Source organism: Pseudocitrobacter faecalis (assembly GCF_965231525.1).
GTDB lineage: Bacteria > Pseudomonadota > Gammaproteobacteria > Enterobacterales > Enterobacteriaceae > Pseudocitrobacter > Pseudocitrobacter faecalis.
Map to the genome: position 1 here is coordinate 864,613 of NZ_CBDDNJ010000002.1, position 19,342 is coordinate 883,954.

Annotated in this window: 18 protein-coding genes; 9 read left to right on the top strand and 9 right to left on the bottom strand. The window is 52.8% G+C overall.

Features of this window, described 5'->3' with window-relative positions; all coding sequences use genetic code 11:
• Positions 1–2: 2 nt before the first annotated feature.
• From ppk1 to purM, 4 genes are all read right to left on the bottom strand, one after another.
• Positions 3–2,063, bottom strand: coding sequence for a polyphosphate kinase 1 (gene ppk1, locus ACOXYR_RS04710; RefSeq protein ID WP_108473414.1), 2,061 nt, complete (start codon positions 2,061–2,063; stop codon positions 3–5).
• Between the two features lie 159 nt (positions 2,064–2,222).
• Positions 2,223–3,440 (bottom strand): hypothetical protein, encoded by a 1,218-nt coding sequence (locus tag ACOXYR_RS04715; protein WP_421355747.1) that lies wholly within the window; start codon positions 3,438–3,440, stop codon positions 2,223–2,225.
• 169 nt (positions 3,441–3,609) lie between these two features.
• Positions 3,610–4,254, bottom strand: coding sequence for a phosphoribosylglycinamide formyltransferase (gene purN, locus ACOXYR_RS04720; protein ID WP_108473416.1), 645 nt, complete (start codon positions 4,252–4,254; stop codon positions 3,610–3,612).
• On the bottom strand, positions 4,254–5,291 hold the full coding sequence (gene purM / locus ACOXYR_RS04725) for a phosphoribosylformylglycinamidine cyclo-ligase (RefSeq protein ID WP_108473417.1): 1,038 nt from the start codon (positions 5,289–5,291) through the stop codon (positions 4,254–4,256). The genes purN and purM overlap by 1 nt, the downstream gene beginning before the upstream one ends.
• A gap of 285 nt (positions 5,292–5,576) precedes the next feature.
• Here purM and bglK point away from each other — a divergent pair, with 285 nt between their 5' ends.
• The 5 genes from bglK to ACOXYR_RS04750 all read left to right on the top strand — a co-directional run bounded on the left by bglK (position 5,577) and on the right by ACOXYR_RS04750 (position 10,899).
• Positions 5,577–6,455 carry a beta-glucoside kinase BglK gene (gene bglK / locus ACOXYR_RS04730; RefSeq protein ID WP_421355748.1) on the top strand — a complete coding sequence of 293 codons (879 nt, stop codon included), beginning with the start codon at positions 5,577–5,579 and terminating at the stop codon, positions 6,453–6,455.
• A gap of 12 nt (positions 6,456–6,467) precedes the next feature.
• Complete coding sequence (locus tag ACOXYR_RS04735; protein ID WP_421355749.1) at positions 6,468–7,898, top strand: 6-phospho-beta-glucosidase; 1,431 nt, start codon at positions 6,468–6,470, stop codon at positions 7,896–7,898.
• A gap of 194 nt (positions 7,899–8,092) precedes the next feature.
• Complete coding sequence (upp, locus tag ACOXYR_RS04740; protein ID WP_108473420.1) at positions 8,093–8,719, top strand: uracil phosphoribosyltransferase; 627 nt, start codon at positions 8,093–8,095, stop codon at positions 8,717–8,719.
• A 94-nt stretch (positions 8,720–8,813) separates the two neighbouring features.
• A complete protein-coding gene (gene uraA, locus ACOXYR_RS04745; RefSeq protein WP_108473421.1) occupies positions 8,814–10,103 on the top strand; it encodes a uracil permease in 1,290 nt (429 codons plus the stop codon).
• Between the two features lie 94 nt (positions 10,104–10,197).
• On the top strand, positions 10,198–10,899 hold the full coding sequence (locus ACOXYR_RS04750; RefSeq protein ID WP_071843484.1) for a DnaA inactivator Hda: 702 nt from the start codon (positions 10,198–10,200) through the stop codon (positions 10,897–10,899).
• Between the two features lie 3 nt (positions 10,900–10,902).
• Here the strand turns inward: ACOXYR_RS04750 and ACOXYR_RS04755 are convergent, their stop codons facing one another.
• The 3 genes from ACOXYR_RS04755 to bepA all read right to left on the bottom strand — a co-directional run bounded on the left by ACOXYR_RS04755 (position 10,903) and on the right by bepA (position 13,884).
• The gene (locus ACOXYR_RS04755; protein ID WP_421355750.1) at positions 10,903–11,820 is read right to left on the bottom strand and encodes an Rpn family recombination-promoting nuclease/putative transposase; all 918 of its coding nucleotides are present in this window, start codon (positions 11,818–11,820) and stop codon (positions 10,903–10,905) included.
• 203 nt (positions 11,821–12,023) lie between these two features.
• Positions 12,024–12,383, bottom strand: coding sequence for an arsenate reductase (glutaredoxin) (arsC, locus tag ACOXYR_RS04760; protein WP_108473423.1), 360 nt, complete (start codon positions 12,381–12,383; stop codon positions 12,024–12,026).
• A 37-nt stretch (positions 12,384–12,420) separates the two neighbouring features.
• Positions 12,421–13,884 (bottom strand): beta-barrel assembly-enhancing protease, encoded by a 1,464-nt coding sequence (bepA, locus tag ACOXYR_RS04765; protein WP_108473424.1) that lies wholly within the window; start codon positions 13,882–13,884, stop codon positions 12,421–12,423.
• Positions 13,885–14,108: 224 nt separating this feature from the next.
• Here bepA and ACOXYR_RS04770 point away from each other — a divergent pair, with 224 nt between their 5' ends.
• A complete protein-coding gene (locus ACOXYR_RS04770; protein WP_108473425.1) occupies positions 14,109–15,173 on the top strand; it encodes an AI-2E family transporter in 1,065 nt (354 codons plus the stop codon).
• 149 nt (positions 15,174–15,322) lie between these two features.
• Here the strand turns inward: ACOXYR_RS04770 and bcp are convergent, their stop codons facing one another.
• A complete protein-coding gene (bcp, locus tag ACOXYR_RS04775; protein WP_113857915.1) occupies positions 15,323–15,793 on the bottom strand; it encodes a thioredoxin-dependent thiol peroxidase in 471 nt (156 codons plus the stop codon).
• Positions 15,793–16,365 carry a glycine cleavage system transcriptional repressor gene (locus ACOXYR_RS04780; RefSeq protein ID WP_108473427.1) on the bottom strand — a complete coding sequence of 191 codons (573 nt, stop codon included), beginning with the start codon at positions 16,363–16,365 and terminating at the stop codon, positions 15,793–15,795. The genes bcp and ACOXYR_RS04780 overlap by 1 nt, the downstream gene beginning before the upstream one ends.
• A gap of 155 nt (positions 16,366–16,520) precedes the next feature.
• On the opposite strand from ACOXYR_RS04780, the gene dapA reads away from it, so the two are divergent.
• From dapA to purC, 3 genes are all read left to right on the top strand, one after another.
• Positions 16,521–17,399, top strand: coding sequence for a 4-hydroxy-tetrahydrodipicolinate synthase (dapA, locus tag ACOXYR_RS04785; protein WP_108473428.1), 879 nt, complete (start codon positions 16,521–16,523; stop codon positions 17,397–17,399).
• A 16-nt stretch (positions 17,400–17,415) separates the two neighbouring features.
• A complete protein-coding gene (gene bamC, locus ACOXYR_RS04790; RefSeq protein ID WP_421355751.1) occupies positions 17,416–18,450 on the top strand; it encodes an outer membrane protein assembly factor BamC in 1,035 nt (344 codons plus the stop codon).
• A gap of 107 nt (positions 18,451–18,557) precedes the next feature.
• Complete coding sequence (gene purC, locus ACOXYR_RS04795) at positions 18,558–19,271, top strand: phosphoribosylaminoimidazolesuccinocarboxamide synthase (RefSeq protein WP_108473430.1); 714 nt, start codon at positions 18,558–18,560, stop codon at positions 19,269–19,271.
• Positions 19,272–19,342 lie beyond the last annotated feature (71 nt).

Genomic DNA, 19,342 nt, shown 5'->3' on the forward strand with positions numbered 1-19,342 from the left:
GGTTATTCAGGTTGTTCAAGGGATTTTATATAGTCGTAGATCGCCTGCTGGGCCCGCACTTTACGACGGTTACCACGCGGAACATAGCGATTACTCAGCTCTTTATCAATGTAACGTGCTTTGACCGTATCGCTGAACAGGATCTCAATGATGTCGAGAATGCGCTGTTTCAGGCGCGGGTCGAGCAGCGGCGTCGCCACTTCAATTCGGTAGTCAATGTTACGCGTCATCCAGTCGGCGGAAGAGAGGTAAACCTGCTTGTCGCCACCGTTTTCAAAAATATAGACACGGTCATGTTCAAGGAAACGATCAACGATACTGATCACGCGGATGTTATCGCTCAGCCCTTCCAGTTCCGGGATCAGCGAACACATACCACGAATCAGCAGGTTAACTTGTACGCCAGAGCCTGACGCGGCATACAGTCTGTCGACAAGGCCTTTATCTACCAGATTGTTCAGTTTGAGCGTAATGCCCGCTTTCTGGCCGTTTTGCGCGTTAGCGATTTCCCGGTCAATCATCGCGTAGAGCAGACGACGGGAGTTTTGTGGCGATACCATCAGATAATCGAAAGTGACCGGACGGTACGGGTTTTCAATAAAGTTAAAGACCCGACGCACTTCATTGGTAATGCGCGCATCGGCGGTCAGCAACGAGTAGTCGGTGTAGATACGCGCGGTTTTCTCGTTAAAGTTTCCGGTACCAATATGGGCGTAACGCACCACATCTTCGCCTTCTTTACGCGAAATAAGGAACAGCTTGGCGTGAATTTTGAGCCCTGGCGCCGAGAAGATAACGTGAACACCCGCTTCTGTCAGACGCTTGGCCCAGTGGATGTTGGCCTCTTCATCGAAACGCGCCTGTAATTCCACCACGACCGTCACTTTCTTGCCGTTGTGCGCTGCGTGGATCATCGCATCAATAATGCGGGAATCTTTGGCCACGCGGTAGATGTTGATTTTGATGGCCAGCACGCTCGGGTCGAACGACGCCTGGCGCAGCAGTTCCAGCACATGCTCGAACGTGTGATACGGATAATAGAGCAGCACATCCCGTTCGCGAATGGCATCGAAGCCGTTGCGGAATTTGTCAAACCAGATATGGCGTAAACGCGGCATTGGTTTATTAACCAGATTGGCTTTGCCGACGTTCGGGAAGCCAATGAAGTCTTTAAAGTTGTGATAGCGTCCACCCGGAACGATGGAATCGTAGCGGGAGATGGTGAGCTTTTTACGCAGCATTTCCACCATCGCGTCTGGCATATCGCGTTGATAAACAAAACGCACTGGTTCGGCGGTTAAACGCTGCTTCAGGCTGGAGGACATCAGCTCCATCAGGCTCGATTCCATCTCGTGTACCAGATCGTACTCGGCATCACGGGTCATCTTCATCGAGTAGGCGTTTAAGGCATCGTAATCAAAGAAGCCTTTGAAGATATCATCCAGGCAGTAGCGCAGAATGTTATCCAGAAGGATCATTGGCTTGCGACGTCGCGGCGTTTCAGGCGGCAGATTGACAAAGCGCGGCACTTTATCGGACGGGATTTCCAGCAGCGCATAGTGGGTCTCGTTGCCGCGAATAATCTCTACCGCCAGATAGGTGTAGTCGTCTTTCAGGAACTGCACCAGGTCCGTTTCCCGGTTCAGCAGAATCGGGGTAATGTGCTGACGCAACTGGTGTTTAAAGTAATGACGCAGCCAGCTTTGCTGGTTCACAGAAAGCTGACGCTCGTTAATCAGAAAGATTTGATTACGCGCCATTTCCAGCAGCAGTTCGTTGTAGAGGCCGTCGAATTCTTGATCGGCTTTCAGTACGCGGGATTGGATCTTGCCCAACAGATGACGAGAGTGGGCGGTAGAGCCCTGTTCTTCGCTGATGATAATGCGCCGCTTCAGTTCGGCGAAACGCACTTTGTAGAATTCATCCAGGTTATTGGAGTAGATCCCCAGGAAACGCATGCGCTCAATCAGCGGATTGCTTTTATCCGCAGCTTCCTGAAGAACCCGCTCATTGAAGGATAACCAGCTTAGCTCTTTCTCGATATACAGTTTGTCCTGACCCATTACTACTTACACTCCGTTCCATCCACGCGTTATGGCCTGGCTATTATGGCGAGCATTCCAGTTGATTGTCCAACTGTGCCAGAAGAGTATGACACTTATTACGCGATGACAGGGAAAAATCACGGATGTTGTGCCCCGGCACTGGGCCAGGGCAGGGGATCAGGCGGGAAAATCGGCTTTGGGTAGCTGTTGAGCCAATTTTGTAAGATAGAGGCGCATACTGCTTAGCAGGCCAGCGGTGTGGCTGCCGTCAGACTTGACGGTTAAATTGCTCATTGACCATATCTGGCGGGTGGATTGTTGATATATGGCCTCACGCCATGCATGCAGGAAATAACCTGCCAACGTCGAGGCTACCGCGGTGGCGCAGCGAAACATAACCCGATCAAGCTGGTTACGTGCGACAGGATGCTGCGCCTGTACCAGACGAAGGTGCGATTCGAGAAGATCGTGTCGAACTTCGGGTGCCAGTTCGGCAGGCTGCGACATCGCCTGGCAAATTTGCTCCGCCATCCGACGCTTACTGAGCGTGTTAATACGGTCAACTGGAATGCAAAGGGTTAAGCCATGTAATTTCTCCCCCGTGGTCATCACCAGCGGTGCAACCGTGGCGTGGCACTCTTGTTGAAGGCTTAATATGACATTGTCCGGCACGGGGTGATGGCTGGCCTGCAGCGTGTTACTCAGCCACTTCCAGAATTCTGGTTCATCATGGACACTGATCATGATGCCGTAGATGACGGGTTCAGTCGTGCTAAAAAGCATAAGACAGCGACGACTCCAGGCGAGACAAACGATTAACGCCGCAACCACCACCGCACCCACAATTTCAAGTATCAGGATGACTGACGGCGACGTTGTGAGAAATTTAATTGACCACGGAAGGAGCAACAATTTGCAGACCAAAATACAAATCAGCGTTAACAGAAAACAGGCGCTATGAAGGAAAGTCGCCAATGCAAGGATAGTCCGAAACCAGTGGAATGAAGGCGCTTGTTCTTCCGGCTCAAGACCGCTGGCGTTAATCGAAATGACCCGCGAACACAGGCGCTGAGCAAAAACACCCGAAAATAGCGTTAATACTGAAAATATAATTGCGAATATTGATATGGGGTGTGAAATATTTATGCAGTTAATGTATTTGCCGAATTTTTCGTTAGCGGCCTGATAAAATTCGATAGTGTTTTGTTTTGAAAGAGAACGCCCCTCCCATTGGTAGGTCTCTTTGTCAGAGGCCTGTGCCAGCTCGAATTTTGCTTCCATGTTGTGGATAGATAATGCTGCCTTTTGAATGTGTAAATAGCTTACGCATGAATAAAATAAGAAAAAGACAGGAATAACCCAAACACTTAATAACAACGTCCTGTTTTTAAACATAACCTTATGCCAGATGAAATAATTAATCTGGGGAGAATTAGAGGGGATTTAGTGATGAAAGTCAAAAGTATTATAATATTTTGCTTGCATTATAATTAATAGAGAGCGTTAACGAGGGAAATATTTATTTAATGAATTTCACCACCGTCTGGGACGATGGTGAACAGGATTACTCATCTTCGGAAGCATAACCACTGACCGGCAGTTTTACGCCATCCAGCCAGGCGCTGTTTTCACGCATAGCCAGGCGACCTTCGACAAACCAGCTCACCACCAGCGGGTAAATAGCATGTTCCTGAGCCTGAACTCGCGCGGTAATATCGGCCTCGTCGTCACCGTCAAACACGGGGACTTTGGCCTGTAAAATCACCGGCCCGCCGTCCAGCTCTTCGGTGACAAAGTGTACCGAGGTGCCGTGTACAGCATCGCCGTTTTCCAGTACCTGGCGATGCGTATCAAGGCCCGGATATTTCGGCAAAAGGGAAGGGTGGATATTCAGCAACCGCCCCTGATAGTGGCTGACAAACTCGGCGCTCAGAATCCGCATATAGCCTGCCAGCACCACGACATCCGGCGCATAAGCGTCGATTTCGTGCATCAGCTCGCGGTCAAATGCTTCACGGCTGGCGTACTGGTTGGCGGTTAACGCATGCTGCGGGATCCCCGCTTCGCGAGCGCGCTCAAGGCCGAACGCATCGGCCTTATTGCTGAATACCGCACGAATGGTGCCCTTTATTCTCTTTTGCGCACAGGCGTCGATGATAGCCTGTAAGTTGCTTCCGTTGCCGGAAATGAGCACCACGATATTTTTCATTATTCGATGACCACACGCTGTTCAGAATCAGTGGCTTTGATATAGCCGATTTTCCACGCGTTTTCACCTTTTTCGTTCATCAGGGCAATGGCTTTATCCGCCTCATCGGCTGCCAGTGCAATCACCATGCCCACGCCACAGTTAAAGGTGCGGTACATTTCATGACGACTGACATTACCTGCGTCCTGCATCCAGTTAAAGATGGCTGGCCATTGCCAGGAAGATTCGTCAATTACCGCCTGGGTGTTATCCGGCAGGACGCGCGGGATGTTCTCCCAGAAACCGCCGCCGGTCAGGTGGGCGATGGCGTGGACGTCGACGTTTTCGATCAGTTCCAGAATGGATTTCACGTAGATGCGGGTTGGCGCCAGCAGATGGTCGGCGAGCGATTTGCCTTCCAGTTGCGTGGTTTCCGGGTCACAACCGCTGACCTCCACAATTTTGCGCACCAGTGAATAACCGTTAGAGTGCGGGCCGCTGGAGCCCAGCGCGATCAGCACGTCGCCGTCGGTGACTTTTGAACCATCGATGATTTCTGATTTTTCTACTACCCCGACGCAGAAGCCTGCCACATCGTAATCTTCACCGTGGTACATGCCCGGCATTTCTGCCGTCTCGCCGCCCACAAGGGAGCAGCCAGACTGTAAACAGCCTTCCGCGATGCCGTTGATCACGCTGGCCGCGGTGTCGACGTCCAGTTTGCCGGTGGCGTAGTAGTCGAGGAAGAACAGGGGCTCGGCGCCCTGAACGACCAGGTCATTGACACACATGGCGACAAGGTCGATACCAATGGTGTCATGACGTTTTAAATCCATTGCCAGACGCAGTTTGGTGCCAACGCCATCCGTGCCAGAGACCAGCACCGGTTCACGATATTTTTGCGGCAGTGCGCACAATGCGCCGAATCCACCTAATCCACCCATCACTTCCGGGCGACGGGTTTTCTTCACCGTACCCTTGATTCGGTCAACCAGAGCGTTTCCTGCGTCAATATCAACACCGGCATCTTTATAGCTGAGAGAGGTTTTGTCGGTCACTGCTAAGTCTCCACGCGTTTGCGTTAGCAAGAAAAATCGGCGCAATTCTAACAGTCTAAGCAAACGTTTGCGAGCCCATTGTGCATCCATTTTTAAGGGCGCGGATTTTTGCCCTTTCACCTAAGAAGATGGTCAAGTTTGATACCGTTCACGAAAATGAAACCGGGTACATTTTTGTCCTTGCATCGGTTGCTTTGAATGCACATGATGCCACTGAAACCGGTTTCTGTTATGCAGGAACGAGCATTAAGCGTGTCGTTTTACCATTCGGGAGGGATGAGAACGATGAGCATTGCAGCATTTGATATTGGCGGCACCGCGTTAAAAATGGGTGTTGTGGACGCGCAGGGGACGATTGTAGAGAAAGGCAAAGCGGCGATCGTCGACAGTGACGGAGACCAAATTTTGCAGGCAATGCTCGACTGGGTTGCCGCGCATCCCCACTGTACCGGCATTGCGATCAGCGCGCCGGGCTATGTTAATCCTCATACCGGGTTTATCGAAATGGGCGGCGCTATCCGTCGCTTCGATAACTTTGCGATGAAAGCATGGCTGGAGGCGAAAACATCGCGCCCGGTTACGGTCGAAAATGATGCCAACTGCGTGCTGCTGGCGGAGCGCTGGCAGGGTATGGCTACGAAGATGAATGATTTTCTGGTGCTGACTATCGGCACCGGAATCGGCGGCGCGATTTTCTGCAACGGCAAACTGGTTCACGGCAAGCGCTTTCGCGCCGGTGAATTCGGTTACATGTTCACCGATAGACCAGCCTCGCGTCGCGTAACGAATTACACCATGAACACAACCTGTACGCTGCGCGTGCTGCGTAAACGCTACGCGGACAGCCTTGGGCAACCGCTGGAAGCCATCACAGGTGAGGCGGTGTTTGACGCCTATGAAGCCGGCGATCGCGCAGCGCATCGTCTGGTCGATGACTTCCTTAATGGCATCGCCACCGGGCTCTATAACCTGGTCAATCTTTTCGACCCTGAAACCATTTTTATTGGCGGCGGCATTATTGAACGCCCGGGGTTCCTGACGCTGCTGCGTGAGCATCTACGCTGGTTCGGTATCGACGACTTCGTGTGTGCGGCAAGCCAGGGCAACGACGCCGGGCTGCTGGGCGCGGTTTACCATTTCAATCAACAGAACGCGACTGTTTAATGAGGGAAAGTTATGTCTGGATTTAAAGCGGGATTTCTGTGGGGCGGCGCGGTAGCTGCGCATCAGCTGGAAGGCGGCTGGCAGGAAGGTGGGAAAGGCATCAGCGTGGCTGATGTGATGACGGCGGGCGCGCACGGCGTGCCGCGAGAAATCACCGATGGCGTATTGCCCGGCAAAAATTATCCTAATCATGAAGCCATTGATTTCTACCATCGCTACAAAGACGATCTCAAACTGTTTGCCGAGATGGGTTACAAGTGTTTCCGAACCTCTATCGCCTGGACGCGTATTTTTCCAAAAGGCGACGAACGGGAACCCAATGAAGCCGGATTGCAGTTCTACGACGATCTGTTTGATGAGTGCCTGAAGCTCGGCATTGAGCCGGTTATCACTCTATCGCACTTCGAGATGCCGTATCACCTCGTGACTGAATATGGTGGCTGGCGAAACCGTAAACTCATCGACTTTTTTGTGCGTTTTGCAAAGGTTGTCTTCACGCGCTACCAGCACAAAGTGAAGTACTGGATGACCTTCAACGAGATTAATAACCAGGCTAACTTCCATGAGGATTTCGCTCCGTTCACGAACTCCGGGCTGAAATATCAGCCAGGTGAAGATCGCGAGCCGGTAATGTACCAGGCGGCGCACTATGAGCTGGTGGCCAGCGCCCTGGCGGTAAAAGCGGGGCGTGAGATTAATCCGTCGCTGCAAATCGGCTGCATGATTGCCATGTGCCCCATCTATCCGCTGACCTGCGCTCCAAACGATATGATGATGGCGATGAATGCCATGCATCGCCGCTACTGGTTTACCGATGTGCACGTTCGTGGGAAATATCCGCAACATCTGCTGAACTACTTCGAACGTCGCAGATTTTCACTGGATATCACCGAACAAGACAAGCAGGCACTGATGCAGGGCTGTGTCGATTACATCGGCTTTAGCTACTATATGTCGTTTGCCACCAAAGCGACCGACGATAACCCGCAGCTCGATTACGATGAAACCACCAGTCTGGTCTCAAACCCCTACGTACAGAAATCCGACTGGGGCTGGCAGATTGACCCGGTAGGGCTGCGTTACTCGTTGAACTGGTTCTACGATCACTATCAGTTGCCGCTGTTTATCGTCGAAAATGGCTTTGGCGCGATCGACGTGCAGGAGAGCGATGGCTCAGTCAACGACCAGTACCGTATCGATTATCTCGCCGCTCACATTAAAGAGATGAAAAAAGCGGTGGTGGAAGATGGCGTCGACCTGATGGGTTACACCCCATGGGGCTGTATCGATCTGGTCTCTGCCGGGACCGGTGAGATGAAAAAGCGTTACGGCTTTATCTACGTTGATAAAGATAACGAAGGTAATGGCACGCTGGCACGCAGCCGTAAAAAATCTTTCAACTGGTATAAAGACGTGATCGCCACTAATGGTGAAAAGCTGTAACTACGATGAAGCGGTCAACCCTGGTTGGCCGCTTCCCTTGCGAAATACGGTTCAGCGCCGACAATCGTTTCTCTCTTCACATTAACCCCGCCTATGCTTGATCAGCGTCAAGTAAAAAAATGTTGCCGATGAAAAGAATGGCGGTATAATCCGTCGATTTTTTTTGTGGCTGCCCCATTCAAAGGAGAAAGAGAATGAAGATTGTGGAAGTGAAACACCCACTCGTCAAACACAAGCTAGGCCTGATGCGCGAGCAAGATATCAGTACTAAACGCTTCCGTGAACTCGCCTCCGAAGTTGGCAGCTTACTGACCTATGAAGCCACCGCCGATCTGGAAACCGAAAAAGTGACTATTGAAGGCTGGAACGGCCCGGTAGAAATCGACCAGATCAAAGGCAAGAAAATTACCGTTGTGCCAATCCTGCGTGCGGGCCTGGGCATGATGGACGGCGTGCTGGAAAATGTTCCAAGCGCGCGTATCAGCGTGGTGGGCATGTATCGCGACGAAGAGACGCTGGAGCCGGTACCGTATTTCCAGAAACTGGTTTCCAATATTGATGAGCGCATGGCGCTGATTGTCGACCCGATGCTGGCAACCGGCGGTTCGGTTATCGCCACCATCGACCTGCTGAAAAAAGCGGGCTGCAGCAGCATTAAAGTTTTGGTGCTGGTCGCGGCGCCAGAAGGTATCGCCGCGCTGGAAAGCGCGCACCCGGACGTTGAGCTGTACACCGCGTCAATTGACCAGGGGTTAAACGAGCAGGGATATATCATTCCTGGCCTCGGCGACGCCGGTGACAAAATCTTTGGTACCAAATAAGAAAATAAATCATAAAGAGCCGACTTAAGAGTCGGCTTTTTTTTGAATAAAACTAAATGCAAAATCTAATAACACTGACACTGAGGAAAACATTATGACGCGCCGTGCTATCGGAGTGAGTGAACGACCGCCACTGTTACAGACGATCCCGCTTAGCTTGCAGCACTTGTTCGCCATGTTTGGTGCCACCGTTCTGGTGCCCGTTCTGTTTCACATCAACCCGGCAACCGTGCTGCTGTTCAACGGCGTCGGCACCTTGCTCTACCTCTTTATCTGTAAAGGTAAAATTCCGGCTTATCTGGGATCGAGCTTTGCGTTTATTTCACCGGTTATGCTTCTGCTGCCGTTGGGATACGAAATGGCACTCGGCGGTTTTATCATGTGCGGCGTGCTGTTCTGCCTGGTCTCGTTTATCGTTAAAAAAGCCGGTAGCGGCTGGCTGGATGTGATGTTTCCTCCGGCGGCGATGGGCGCAATCGTTGCCGTCATCGGCCTTGAACTGGCGGGTGTCGCGGCAAACATGGCGGGCCTCTTGCCAGCAGAAGGGCAATCGCCGGATAGCAAAACCATTATTATCTCCATGGTAACGCTTGCGGTAACGGTATTTGGTTCAGTTCTGTTCCGCGGCTTCCTTGCCATTATTCCTATTCTGATTGGTGTTCTGGTGGGCTATGCGCTCTCCTTTGTGATGGGCGTTGTCGATACCACGCCGATCGCGCAAGCGCACTGGTTCGCGCTGCCAACGTTCTATACTCCGCGTTTCGAGTGGTTCGCTATTCTGACGATTCTGCCTGCGGCGCTGGTGGTGATTGCCGAGCACGTCGGCCACCTGGTGGTGACGGCGAATATTGTCAAAAAAGACCTGATTCGCGATCCGGGCCTGCACCGCTCTATGTTTGCTAACGGTCTGTCGACGGTAATCTCTGGCTTCTTTGGTTCCACGCCGAACACTACCTATGGCGAAAACATCGGCGTAATGGCGATTACCCGCGTCTACAGTACCTGGGTAATCGGCGGCGCGGCGGTGATTGCTATACTGCTCTCCTGCGTCGGGAAACTTGCGGCGGCTATCCAGATTATCCCGCTGCCAGTGATGGGAGGCGTTTCTCTGTTACTGTACGGCGTGATCGGCGCATCCGGTATTCGCGTTCTGATCGAATCAAAAGTTGACTATAGCAAAGCGCAAAACCTGATCCTGACCTCCGTGATTCTGATCATCGGTGTTAGCGGCGCGAAAGTGCACATTGGTGCTGCTGAGCTTAAAGGCATGGCGCTGGCGACCGTAGTGGGCGTCTGCCTGAGCCTGATCTTCAAACTCATTAGCGTGCTGCGTCCGGAAGAAGTGGTGCTGGATGCTGATGACAGCGACGTCTCCACCCGCTGATCCTCTGACCGGGCGGTGCGCCGTCCGGTTCTCTCATGGGATAATTCTGTGATAAACTCATCGCGTTTTTACGTAAGCTCATGAAGAGGTCCCTCTGAACGCACCGGCACAGCTCTCTTTGCCACTCTATCTTCCCGACGATGAAACCTTTGCGAGTTTCTGGCCGGGTGATAACCCTTCTCTCCTTGCAGCCGTGCAAAACGTCCTGCGCCAGGAACACAGCGGATACATTTATCTTTGGGCGCGGGAAGGGGCAGGGCGTAGCCATCTGCTGCACGCAGCCTGTGCGGAACTCTCGGCGCGCGGTGATGCCGTGGGTTATGTTCCTCTGGATAAACGTACCTGGTTTGTACCGGAAGTACTGGAAGGGATGGAACAGCTTGCGCTGGTGTGTATTGATAACATTGAGTGCGTCGCCGGAGATGAACTCTGGGAGATGGCGATTTTCAACCTCTATAACCGGATCCTCGAAACAGGGAACACCCGGCTGCTGATCACCGGCGATCGTCCGCCGCGTCAGCTTAATCTCGGTTTGCCGGATCTCGCTTCTCGTCTCGACTGGGGGCAAATATATAAGCTTCAGCCGCTCTCTGATGAAGACAAACTACAAGCGTTGCAACTGCGCGCGCGTCTGCGCGGGTTTGAACTGCCGGAAGATGTGTGTCGTTTCCTGCTTAAACGGCTGGACAGAGAGATGCGTACCCTGTTTTTAACGCTCGACCAGCTGGATCACGCGTCGATTACTGCCCAGCGAAAACTCACGATTCCGTTTGTAAAAGAGATCCTGAAGCTGTAGCGGTTAGTGCGTGCTTGTGCCCGTCAGTTCGGTATCTGAGACGCCGGTGATTTCTTTCACCAGCACGGGTTCCATTCCGTTTCTCAGCATCGCAAGCGCAATACGTCGCGCTTCTTCACTACGTCCTTTCTGTTGCCCCTCTTCAACTCCTCTGGTCCAGCCTTTCTGCTCGAGATATTCAGCAATAGTCATTAGCGTTCCCTCATGATGTGACGTGCGCTGAGAAAGCTCCTGAAGAAGCTTCTCAGGATTCTCGGCTGTGCCGGTATGCAGCATGTAATTCAGAATGGCAACCAGTCGATCCTTGCTAGTGTATCCCATCGTTAAAAGTGCGGCTAGCGGGGCGATTTGCTCGGAAAGATCCCGCAAACGTATATGTTTTTGCAGCAGTTCGAGCGTGGCAACGCGCCGGTGCTGCATAATTTCGCTATCGGGGACAACGGTGATATCCACCAGTGGAAAAGGCTGGCAATAGAGTCGCTTAGCCAGATCCGGGTCAGAAAACCCATCAAGCCAACGCAGGCTGTAGGGGTAGGGCGTGGCTTCGCCATGATAAAACAACAGGGGAATAACAATAGGTAACTGTTTATTTTTGGCATCCAGATGCCGCTGCATAACGTCCAGTGAATAGCGCAGCATCCGAAAGGCCATGTGTTTTTCCGGACGACTTTGATGCTCAATCAGTGTGTAGATATAGCCATCGCCCGCCTGCGTTTTCACCGAATAGAGAATATCTGAAATGCGCGAACGCAGATTCTTCTCCACCATACTGGTGGCTTCCAGCTTTAAACTGCTCAGATCGCAAATGGCGCGTAACGGAGCGGGCAGATAAATGTCGAGAAAATCACGGGCCGTGTCTACGTGGGCCATGAAATGTTTAAAAATCGCGTCGTGCGGCGTGGATGTGCTTTGCTCTTGCATAACTCCCTCCATGGGATGCTAACCGTTGGAGGAACTCTGGCAGGAGAGAGACAAGACGACAATATGACGATTTGCAGGTTGCGAGACGCTATCAGAACCCTGTTTATTCGCATGCAACGTTGCATAAGAACGGCGTGGATGCTCGTATTTCAGAGGCCATAAGGCGGACGCAGCCGGCAAAAGGCGGCTGCGACAAACTCACATTAGCTAACGATTTCCAGAACCTGCTCCGGCGGGCGACCAATACGCGCCTTGCCGTTGCTGACCACAATCGGGCGTTCAATCAGCTTCGGATTCTCAACCATCGCCTGAATCAACTGCGCTTCGGTAAGCTGGCTATCGGCCAGATTCAACGACTTATAAAGATCTTCTTTCTGGCGCATCAGCTCGCGTGCGCTGTTCATGCCCAGCATTTGCAGCAACTGCTTAATGCCCTGCACATCAGGCGGCGTTTCCAGATAAAGCACCACTTCCGGCTCCACGCCGTTAGCTTTCAACAGGCTTAAGGTTTCGCGGCTCTTGGAACAGCGCGGGTTGTGGTAAATTTTTACCGCATCAGTCATAAAATCTCCCGTGTGTCTGACGTTCATTCGTTCCCGCTTACATTTTCGTATAAGGGCGGAAACGTTCCTGTAATTGGCGAAGCTGGTCGATACGCGCATCGTAGCGCGCCTGTTCCAGGCTTCTGAGTTTGACCTGGGCGCTGGCGCTGCTCAGCAGGGAAATCGCCTGGTCGAGGCGTCCAACCAATGCCATATTCTCGGCTCTGGCAGCCAGTTCCTGATCGCGATGGCCCAGTTTGGCCTGCGCCTGAGCCAGCAATTCCCAGCCGTTGGTATCGTCTTTATAGTTAAACGTGTAGCGGTTAAGAATGGTCACCGCTTCGGAGGCCTGCCCTGCTTCGAGCAGCGCGTTCGCCAGGTTGAGCTGCAGTACCGGGTTGGTGCGCAGGTCGCGCGCGCTTTTCAGGCGACTAATGGCATCAGCGGCTTTGTTCTGGCCGAGGTCGATATCGGTCGCCAGGTCAAGATACCATGGGTTCTGCGGGTCGGCAGCCAGCAGTGGGCGCAGCAGGCTACTCGCCTGAGCATTGTTCTTCGCTTCCATCGCCTGAAGTGCGCGGCCATACTGCGCGGCATTTTGTTCGCGAATATTACCTTTCGACCAGGCATCGAGCAGGTCGCTGGTCAGCTGATTTTGCCCGGAGTTATACATCCCAAGCGTACGCGCTTTCGCCAGATAGAAATCGGCGGAGGATTGCACCACCATTGGTTTCATCTGGTTGGCGCGGTTGCGCGCGTCGGCCAGACGGCTTTCCGGCAGGGGGTGGGTCAGCAGCATTTCCGGTGGACGCGAGGAGTAGCGCGCCTGATCGAGTAATTTATCCATGAATGCCGGCATCGCCTGCGGATCGAAGCCGGATCGTTGTAACACCTGAATCCCGATACGATCCGCTTCTTCTTCATTCTGACGAGTGAAGCTGATCATGCTCTGTTGCGTTCCGGCAAGAGTACCGCTCAGCGCCGCCATCCCAGCCTGCGGGCTGGCCATCGCCAGTAGAATTGAGCCTAACGCGCCGACCCAGGTAAGCGGGGCGTTACGTTTCTGATCTTCCATCGCACGCGCCAGATGTCGCTGGGTGACGTGGGAGATTTCGTGCGCCATCACCGAGGCCAGTTGGCTTTCATTATCGGAATAGCGGAACAACGCCGAGTGCAGCACCACGTTCCCGCCGAAGAAGGCGAAGGCGTTGATATCGTCGTTGTTGATTAAATAGAAGTGGAATGGCGTACGCACCGACCAGGCGTGCGACACCAGACGCATACCCAGGGTATTGATGTACTGCACCAGCAGGGGATCATTAATCAGCGGTGCGCTGCCGCGCAGCTGGCGTACGTAGAAATCCCCCATTTGCATCTCCTGACCAATGGAGAGCGTGCTTCCTGCGGAGGTGCCCATATCTGGCAACGTATCAGCCGCATCCGCAAATGCGGGGGCCGCCTGGCCGAGTGTGAGCGTTGCAATAAGGGATGCCACCAGCGTTTTTTTCAACTGCCTGAACATAACCTCTGTCCTGTAATGTGGGATGTTTCAGTTTGACCGACAGGGCGGCGTTACGTTCCCTGCGTGACTGCTCAGGCAGTTTATCTGGCCTCACAGAGGTTGAAAATGATATTCACATAACTTTTGCTGTTTGTGTCTATAAATAGAAAAAGCGAAGTCTTTTCTGTGACATTTAGATACAATTCGGGCACTGTGATCCGCCAATGTGCGTCAGGGAAGTGTTTATGCTCGAAATGTTGATGCAGTGGTATCGCCGCCGTTTTAGTGACCCGGAAGCGATAGCGCTGCTGGTTATTCTGGTGGCCGGTTTCGGTATCCTGTTTTTCTTTAGCGGTCTGTTAGCACCGCTGCTGGTGGCGATTGTTCTCGCGTATTTGTTGGAATGGCCCACGATTCGTCTGGAGAAGCTTGGCTGTTCGCGACGCTGGGCCACCACGGCTGTGTTGGTCGTCTTTGTCGGTATTCTGCTGCTAATGGCATTTGTGGTCATGCCAGTAGCCTGGCAGCAGGGAATCTATCTGATTCGCGATATGCCTGGCATGCTCAATAAACTTTCTGATTTTGCCGCCACCTTGCCGCGTCGCTATCCGGCGCTGATGGATGCGGGCATCATTGATGCGATGGCAGAAAACATGCGCGCGCGTATGCAGACCATGGGCGACTCGGTGGTGAAATATTCCGTGGCGTCGCTGGTCGGGCTGCTGACGCTGGCGGTCTATCTGGTGCTGGTGCCGTTAATGGTCTTTTTCCTGGTGAAGGATAAAGAACAGATGCTGAACGCCGTGCGCCGCGTATTGCCGCGTAATCGCGGCCTGGCCGGGCTGGTCTGGAAAGAGATGAACCAGCAAATCACCAACTATATCCGCGGCAAGGTGCTGGAAATGGTGGTGGTCGGCGTGGCGACCTGGATAGGCTTTATCCTGTTTGGCCTCAATTATTCGCTGTTGCTTGCGGTGCTGGTGGGGTTCTCTGTTCTGATTCCCTATATCGGCGCGTTTGTCGTGACCATTCCCGTGGTGTGCGTGGCGCTGTTCCAGTTTGGCCTGGGCACCGAGTTCTGGAGTCTGTTTGCGGTGTACCTCATTATCCAGGCGCTGGATGGAAACCTGCTGGTACCTGTGCTCTTCTCGGAAGCGGTGAATTTGCATCCGCTGGTGATTATTCTGTCGGTGGTGATTTTCGGCGGGCTGTGGGGATTTTGGGGCGTGTTTTTCGCCATTCCGCTGGCGACGCTGATTAAAGCGGTGGTGCATGCCTGGCCGGATGGTCTGGTGGCCGACGAAGAGTAAACAAAAAGCCGACGCAAGCGTCGGCTTTTTATAGCAGGGAAAGCGCGCGTTGTTCTTGCCGGATGCGGCGAAAACGCCTTATCTGGCCTACAAAATAGTGCAATTTCAATGTATTGCAGAAACCTTGTAGGCCTGATGAGCGTAGCACATCAGGCGCGCTCTTTGAGCCAGTTCAGCACCACATCGTGGTGATTGCTGGTTTTGAAATCATCAAAAACGTGCTCAACTTTCCCATCAGCGTCAATCAGGAAGCTGATACGATGGATGCCGTCATAGGTTTTACCCATAAAGGACTTCTCGCCCCAGACGCCAAACTGCTCGCAAACCTGATGATCCTCATCGGACAACAAGGTGAAGTTCAGCAGTTCTTTTTCAGCAAAGCGGGAGAGTTTTTCTGGCTTATCGGTGCTGATGCCCAGCACTTCGACGCCCGCTTTTTTCAGTTCATCCATATTATCGCGCAGACCGCAGGCCTGCACGGTGCAGCCCGGCGTCATGGCCTTCGGATAGAAATAGACCAGTACGCGTTGTCCCTGGAAGTCGGTCAAATTTACTTGCTCGCCGTCTTGATCGGGCAAACTAAATTTCGGTGCGATGTCACCGGCTTTCAGTGGGTTCATTAGGCAACTCCATCTTGTTCGTCATGCTGAGAATGATTTATGACGTTTATACTGCCTTGTGCATTCAATTCTGTACATAGGGCTTTAAACGCTTGCTCAATATTTGATGCATTTTTCGTAGCCGGGCTGTGTGCGGTTATCTGAATAAACAGCTGTGGCTGCGTATTTTCATCGCCGGGTTGGGTGCGGGAAACCAGCTCCGCAATATTCATCTCCCATGAGTCGATAAGCGCGGTGAAGCGTTCGATAATATGGGGAGAATCAGGCACCTCAACCTGCACCCATACGGTGGAAGGCATTGACGGGCGCGGTCGCGCGGTGGTGCGCTTCATCACAATCAGCAGATCCAGTTCTGCCCCTTTCAACGGCAGGGTGGATTCAATCAAGGTGATCGCGTTCCAGCTACCGGAAAGCAGCATGATGAAGGTGAACTCATCGCCCAGCATGGCCAGCCTGCTGTCCTCAATGTTACAGCCGCAGCTACTGACGTGACGCGTAATGGTATTGACAATGCCAGGGCGATCGGCCCCCAGAGCTGTAATGACCAAATAGTGTTGTAATGTGGCTGTCAAACCGGTGCTTCCTTCAAAAAGGTGAGGTATTCCTTAGGAAAGCATAAAAAAAACCGGCATACAACATTCTGAGGGGCTTCAGTCGCTTGCTTTTATTACAGTTCCAAACGTACCATTGAGACTCATGTCCGCACGTCAGCACAGAGGATGGCCCCATGTTCACGGGAAGTATTGTAGCGCTTGTCACGCCGATGGATGAGAAAGGTAATGTCGACCGTTCAAGCCTGAAAAAACTGATTGATTACCATGTCGCCAACGGGACCTCGGCGATTGTATCTGTAGGGACGACAGGAGAATCGGCGACGCTTGGCCACGATGAGCACGGCGATGTCGTGATGATGACCGTAGAGCTGGCCGATGGCCGTATTCCGGTTATCGCAGGCACCGGGGCGAACGCCACCGCAGAGGCGATAAGCCTGACCCAGCGCTTCAATAACACCGGCGTCGTCGGCTGCCTGACCGTGACCCCTTACTACAACCGTCCTACTCAGGAAGGTCTGTTCCAGCACTTTAAAGCGATCGCAGAACATACTGACTTGCCGCAAATTCTGTATAATGTGCCGTCTCGTACGGGTTGCGATATGCTGCCAGAAACCGTGGGTCGCCTGGCTGAAATAAAAAATATTATCGCAATCAAGGAAGCAACAGGGAACTTAAGTCGTGTTCACCAGATCAAAGAGCTGGTTTCAGACGATTTCATCCTGCTGAGCGGTGATGATGCCACGGGTCTGGATTTCATGCAGCTTGGCGGTCAGGGTGTGATTTCCGTCACTGCAAACGTTGCTGCACGTGATATGGCAGAAATGTGTAAACTGGCCGCCGCGGGCGAGTTTGCAAAAGCGCGCGTCATCAACCAACGTTTGATGCCGCTGCACAATAAATTATTTGTCGAACCCAATCCTATCCCGGTTAAATGGGCATGTAAGGAGTTGGGGCTTGTAGCAACCGATACGATGCGTTTGCCGATGACACCTATCACCGACCATGGTCGTGATATCGTCGCCTCAGCAATGAAGCACGCCGGTTTGCTGTAAAGTTTAGGGAGATTTGATGGCTTACTCAGTACAGAAGTCGCGCCTGGCAAAGGTTGCGGGTGTTTCACTTGTCCTGCTGCTTGCAGCGTGTAGTTCCGACTCGCGTTATAAGCGCCAGGTGAGCGGCGATGAATCCTATCTGGATGCCGCGCCGTTAAGTGAACTTCACGCGCCGGCTGGCATGATCCTGCCGGTTCAACGCGGTGATTATAACATTCCGGTTGCTAACGGTAGCGGCGCAGTAGGTAAAGCCCTGGACATCCGTCCGCCGGCACAGCCTCTGGCGCTGGTTTCTGGTGCGCGCACGCAGTTCACGGGCGATACCGCCACGCTGCTGGTCGAAAGTGGCCGTAGCGGTAACCTGTGGCCGCAGGTAGTGAGCATCCTTCAGGGTAAAAACTACACCATTGATAAGCGTGATGATGCCACCCAGACGTTAACCACCGATTGGGTTGAGTGGAACCGTCTCGATGAAGACCAGCAATACCGTGGTCGTTATCAAGTCTCCGTGAAACCGCAGGGCTATCAGCAGGCGGTCGTGGTGAAACTGGTTAACCTGGAACAAGCGGGCAAACCGGTTGCCGATACCGCATCGCTGCAGCGCTATAGCGCCGAGATGCTGAACGTGATTTCCGCCGGTCTCGATCAGAAAGCTATCGCCGCGCAGAATGCTTCACAAAGCGCGGCAGGCTCCACCTACGACGTGCAGAGCGCAGCGGATGACACTGGCCTGCCAATGCTGGTAGTGCGTGGCCCGTTCAACCAGGTATGGCAACGTCTGCCTGGCGTGCTGGAAAAAGTGGGCATGAAAGTGACCGACAGCACCCGTTCTCAGGGCAGCATCAACGTGACCTACAAGCCGCTGTCTGACAGTAGCTGGCAGGAACTGGGCGCAAGCGATCCGGGTCTGGTCTCCGGTGATTACAAACTGCAGGTTGGCGACCTCGATAACCGCAGCAGTCTGCAATTCATCGACCCGAAAGGTCATACGCTGACGCAGTCTCAGAACGACGCGCTGGTCGCCGTCTTCCAGGCAGCATTTAGCAAGTAATATTGAGGGCTGGAGTAATCCGGCCCTTTTTTCTGATATGATACGCAAACGTGTGCGTCGGCAGAAAAGCGCGATTTTATAGTTAAATTCCACCAGGAGTAATAAAGATGCAAAAGCAAGCTGAGTTGTATCGTGGTAAAGCGAAAACCGTCTACAGTACGGAAAACCCGGACCTGTTGGTGCTCGAATTCCGTAACGATACGTCAGCAGGTGACGGAGCGCGCATTGAGCAGTTCGATCGTAAAGGTATGGTGAACAACAAGTTCAACCATTTCATTATGACCAAACTGGAAGAAGCGGGTATCCCGACTCAGATGGAACGTCTGCTCTCTGATACCGAATGTCTGGTCAAAAAACTGGATATGGTGCCGGTAGAGTGCGTGGTGCGTAACCGTGCGGCAGGCTCGCTGGTGAAACGCTTAGGGATTGAAGAAGGCATCGAACTGAACCCACCGCTGTTCGACCTGTTCCTGAAAAATGATGCGATGCATGACCCGATGGTCAACGAATCTTACTGCGAAACCTTTGGCTGGGTGAGCAAAGAAAACCTCGCACGTATGCAAGAACTGACCTTCAAAGCAAACGATGTCCTGAAAAAAATGTTTGATGATGCGGGCCTGATCCTGGTCGATTTCAAGCTGGAATTTGGTTTGTACAAAGGCGAAGTTGTTCTGGGTGATGAGTTCTCGCCGGACGGTAGCCGTCTGTGGGATAAGCAAACCATGGATAAAATGGATAAAGACCGTTTCCGCCAGAGCCTGGGTGGCCTGATTGAAGCTTACGAAGAAGTGGCGCGTCGTCTGGGTGTCAACCTGGACTGAGTCTCCTGAGTCACTGCATCGCAGAGGGTGCCTGCACCCTCTGAATTTCCCCGTTATTTCCTGTGGTAATC